Source organism: Bacillus cereus group sp. N12, from assembly GCF_016483575.1.
Lineage (GTDB): Bacteria > Bacillota > Bacilli > Bacillales > Bacillaceae_G > Bacillus_A > Bacillus_A toyonensis.
The window spans coordinates 1-4,320 of sequence record NZ_JAEHBO010000158.1; the positions used below are offsets into that span (position 1 = coordinate 1).

Below are 4,320 nucleotides of genomic sequence, written 5' to 3' on the forward strand. Positions count from 1 at the left end.
TTACCAGACAGTGCGACTCGTGATAGCTGGTTTGCAGGATATACACCGCAGTATACGATGGCAGTATGGACCGGTTATATGAAAGATAGTAAAGACGATTATATTAGTAGTAAAAATACGAAAATTGCACAGTTGATCTTTAAAGAAATGATGAGCGAGATGGCTACTGATAAATCACAATTTAAGATGCCAAGTAGTGTTGTGAAAGAAGGTAATGAGTTACGTATAAAAGGTGAGAAACGTGATTCTTCACCAAATACGAGCGTACCGAATACAACTGAACAGCCGAAACAAGATCAGCAGCAAAAAACTGAAGAAGAGAAAAAGCAAGAAGAACTTAAGAAACAGGAAGAATTAAAGAAACAAGAAGAACAAAAGAAACAAGATGACCTTAAGAAGCAACAAGAAGAACAAAAGAAACAAGATGACCTTAAGAAGCAAGAAGAACAAAAGAAAGAAAATGAACAAAATAATGGAAATGGTCAAGGAAATACAACGCCGCCGAATAACGGAGGAGGCGGGAACACAACGCCGCCAAACAACGGAGGAGGCGGGAACACAACGCCGCCGAATAACGGAGGAGGCGGGAACACAACGCCGCCGAATAACGGAGAAGGCGGGAACACAACGCCCCCAAGTAACGGGGGAGGGCAAGGGAATCCAACCCCACCAGTGACAACTCCACCGAATAATGGGGGAAATACAGGGGAAGTCCCTGCGAATAATGGGCAATAAGAAAAGTTAATAAAAAGCAATTAAAAAAGTCGAATTTCTTACATAAGAAATTCGACTTTTTTATGTTGAAAATGGATTGGAAGTAAATATAGGAGCTATGCAATGATGCTATTTAAATGTTAAACGTACCATAGAAATTTTGAAAATAAATGGATGGAAAATGATAAAAGACTTGAGTCGGGGGTAATGGAACATAACTGGGGTTATAAAAGGTAGTGCTACTTGGGTGTGTACCGTGATGCCAAAATGAGGGAGTAACTTGACCGGGAACTTGATATTGTTGCCAAGTTGCGGGAAGTTCAATGCCAACATCAGAGCTAGCTGTATGGACGGCGGGCACATGTATTCCGGGAGTTGAAGGAACCACGGCAGTTACTCTTGATAATACCCACATAAAAATAATCACTCCTAAGTTGAGATAATAAATTAGTATATTCTCTTAACACGTATAAAGGTACAAATACATAGGACTTTCGGTTAAAGCATACGTACAAAGTCGTACGACCAATCAATGCTGAGAGTGGACTATTTAATATGAAAAGATACGTCTTTTTGCTGAGGGAAAAGAGACAGAGAAAATGTACAATGGGGGTGTTAATCGTAAATTTCACGTGTTTATGGAGGTGTTTTTATGGAACGATTATGGACGAAGTCATTTATTCAAATGTCTTTCGCGATGTTATTTTTATTTACAGGGTTTTATTTACTTGTTCCAACGCTTCCTCTATTCATTAAAGAGATTGGTGGAAATGAATCACAAGTTGGATTGATGATGGGAATGTTTACAATAGCTGCTGTTGTAATACGACCGATTATTGGAGGTATGTTAGATCAATATGGTAGAAGGTCTTTTATTATTTTCGGACTCATCCTTTTTGGGCTAACGATGTATTCCTATAATTTAGCATCGACTATAGTCCTTTTAGCAGTTTTACGCGTTATTCACGGAGTGACATGGGCCGTTTCTACAACAGCTGTTGGAACTGCGATAACTGATATTATTCCAGATTCACGCCGTGGAGAAGGTATGGGCTGGTACGGGATGGCTATGACAATTGCAATGGCAATCGGACCGATGATTGGATTATGGGTAGTACAATATTATTCATTTCATGGTCTATTCCTTTTAGCAACTCTTTTATCTTTCATGGCAGTTATATTATCGTTAATAACGAAAATGCCATTCACGCCACAAAAGGAAAAAGGGAAAATTCAACTATTTGAAAAATCCGTTTTATCAATTACGGTTGTTGTTTTCTTTTTATCATTTGCATACGGTGGCATTACAACGTTTTTACCGTTATTCGCTTCTTCAATTAATGTGAATCCTGGGACGTTCTTTCTTGTATATGCAATTGCATTAACAATTGTAAGACCGATTTCAGGTAAATTATTAGATAAATATGGAGAAGTATTCATCATACTTCCAGCACTATGTATTACTATTTTAGCTATAGTTGTATTAACGATGGCAAATGGTTTGACGGGCATCATTATTGCAGCGACATTATACGGTATGGGATTTGGCTCAGCACAGCCAGCTTTACAAGCGGCGATGCTTACAATTGTTGATCCTAGTAAAAGAGGAGTTGCTAACGCTTCATTTTTTACAGCATTTGATTTAGGTATCGGATTAGGTGCAATTTTACTTGGATTTGTGTCACAAATTTTTGGCTATCGTATTTTATTTACAGCAAGCTCTGTTTCAGCTGTAATAGCTTTACTTGTTTTTGGTATGTTTGTAAGACAAAAGTTAAGTGAAAAAGAATTAAGCCGAGAGGGATAAAATTGAATATTATCGTTGAAAACGAAGCTGTAAAATGGTTTAAAGAAGAATTACGAATCAATCGCAATGAATGTATTCGATTTGTCATAAGATATGGTGGAAACAGTTCAATTCAGCCCGGATATTCTTTAGGGATTGTTTCTGAGAAACCAGATGGGGAAATAGTGTCAGTGAAGAAAGATGGTATTCTATTTTTGTAGATTTTGATGATCTTTGGTACTTTCAAAACTATGATTTAGTTGTAAGTTATCATAAAGAAACAGAAGAAATTTAATTTAATTATGTAAAATAATAACTTTATTAAAAATGAATAAGTTTTATATAAGAATTATATTTAGAGGATAGTGAAATAAATATCATATAGAAACGAGCTGTACATGTGTGCAGCTCGTTTTTTCTATTTTGTAATAAAATTCGGAAAAAAGATATGTTTGATGGGATTATATGAGTTATCTTTATATTTTGTTTTAAAAAGAATTGTAAAGAAGTCTGTCCTTTCTTTGAAAAATATGAAAATTATTTTCAAAAAATTGTATTGTTACATCAATAAAAGTATAGGAAACTTATCATTATAAAATAAATTGAAATCTTCTAAAAACTCTGATACATTGAAATAGAAATGTAGTTCTAAAGTATTGTAAAGGCTTACAGTTGTGTGCACGAAGATCTATTAGGATTGGAGGAAATAATAATGAAAGCTGAAGAAAAATTTTCCCCGGGATTAGATGGTGTAGTAGCAGCGGAGACGAAAATCTCGTTTCTTGACACAGTAAAAGGTGAAATTGTAATTCAAGGGTATGATTTAATCGAACTCTCAAAAACAAAAGAGTATTTAGACATTGTGCACCTTTTATTAGAAGAACATCTACCGAATGAGGATGAAAAAGAAACACTTGAAAAGAAATTAAAAGAAGAATATGCAGTGCCAGAAGGGGTATTCAACGTTCTAAAGGCGTTGCCTAAAGAAACGCATCCTATGGATGGCTTGCGTACAGGTGTGTCTGCATTAGCTGGTTATGATAATGATATTGAAAATCGCTCGTTAGAAGTAAACAAAGATCGAGGTTATAAGCTTTTAAGTAAAGTACCAAATATTGTAGCAAATAGCTATCATATTTTAAATAATGAGGAGCCAATTGAGCCTCTTCAGGAATTGTCATATAGTGCGAATTTCTTCTATATGTTAACTGGTAAGAAACCGACTGAACTTGAGGAGAAGATCTTTGATCGTTCCCTTGTTTTATATAGTGAACATGAAATGCCAAACTCTACATTTACAGCGCGTGTAATTGCGTCAACACAATCAGATTTATACGGTGCTCTAACTGGTGCGGTTGCATCTTTAAAGGGAAGCTTACACGGCGGTGCGAATGAAGCTGTTATGTACATGCTTTTAGAGGCTGGCAATGTTGAGAAGTTTGAAGAGTTATTACAGAAAAAACTATATAACAAAGAAAAAATTATGGGCTTTGGACACCGTGTTTATATGAAGAAAATGGATCCAAGAGCACTTATGATGAAGGAAGCTTTAAAACAGCTATGTGATGTAAAAGGCGATTATACACTATATGAAATGTGTGAAGCTGGAGAGAAAATTATGGAGAAGGAAAAAGGCATTTATCCGAATCTTGATTATTATGCAGCACCAGTATATTGGATGCTTGGTATCCCAATTCAACTGTACACACCAATCTTCTTTAGCTCTAGAACAGTAGGACTATGTGCGCACGTTATTGAGCAACATGCAAATAATCGCTTGTTCCGTCCACGTGTAAATTATGTTGGCGAGCGACATGTAC

3 protein-coding genes and 2 pseudogenes are annotated in these 4,320 nt (G+C 35.9%); 4 read left to right on the forward strand and 1 reads right to left on the reverse strand.

Annotation, left to right across the window (positions count from 1 at the left end; genetic code table 11):
* A pseudogene (locus JDS92_RS29680) lies at positions 1-735 on the forward strand (penicillin-binding protein); the annotation flags it as partial.
* A 112-nt stretch (positions 736-847) separates the two neighbouring features.
* Here the strand turns inward: JDS92_RS29680 and JDS92_RS29685 are convergent.
* Entirely contained in the window at positions 848-1,129 is a 282-nt protein-coding gene (locus JDS92_RS29685; RefSeq protein ID WP_000270098.1) for a hypothetical protein, read from the reverse strand.
* A 237-nt stretch (positions 1,130-1,366) separates the two neighbouring features.
* On the opposite strand from JDS92_RS29685, the gene JDS92_RS29690 reads away from it, so the two are divergent.
* The 3 genes and pseudogenes from JDS92_RS29690 to mmgD all read left to right on the forward strand — a co-directional run.
* Positions 1,367-2,521, forward strand: a complete 1,155-nt coding sequence (locus JDS92_RS29690; RefSeq protein ID WP_098001043.1) for an MFS transporter — start codon at positions 1,367-1,369, stop codon at positions 2,519-2,521.
* A 2-nt stretch (positions 2,522-2,523) separates the two neighbouring features.
* A pseudogene (locus JDS92_RS29695) lies at positions 2,524-2,795 on the forward strand (HesB/YadR/YfhF family protein).
* 417 nt (positions 2,796-3,212) lie between these two features.
* Positions 3,213-4,320 (forward strand): citrate synthase (gene mmgD / locus JDS92_RS29700; protein ID WP_199633010.1); only part of this gene is annotated, 1,108 nt, incomplete at its 3' end.

Coding starts and splice junctions, on each gene's coding strand:
- JDS92_RS29690 (WP_098001043.1), top strand. CDS start 1,367: ATGGAACGATTATGGACGAAGTCATTTATTCAAATGTCTTTCGCGATG.
- JDS92_RS29685 (WP_000270098.1), bottom strand. CDS start 1,129: ATGTGGGTATTATCAAGAGTAACTGCCGTGGTTCCTTCAACTCCCGGA.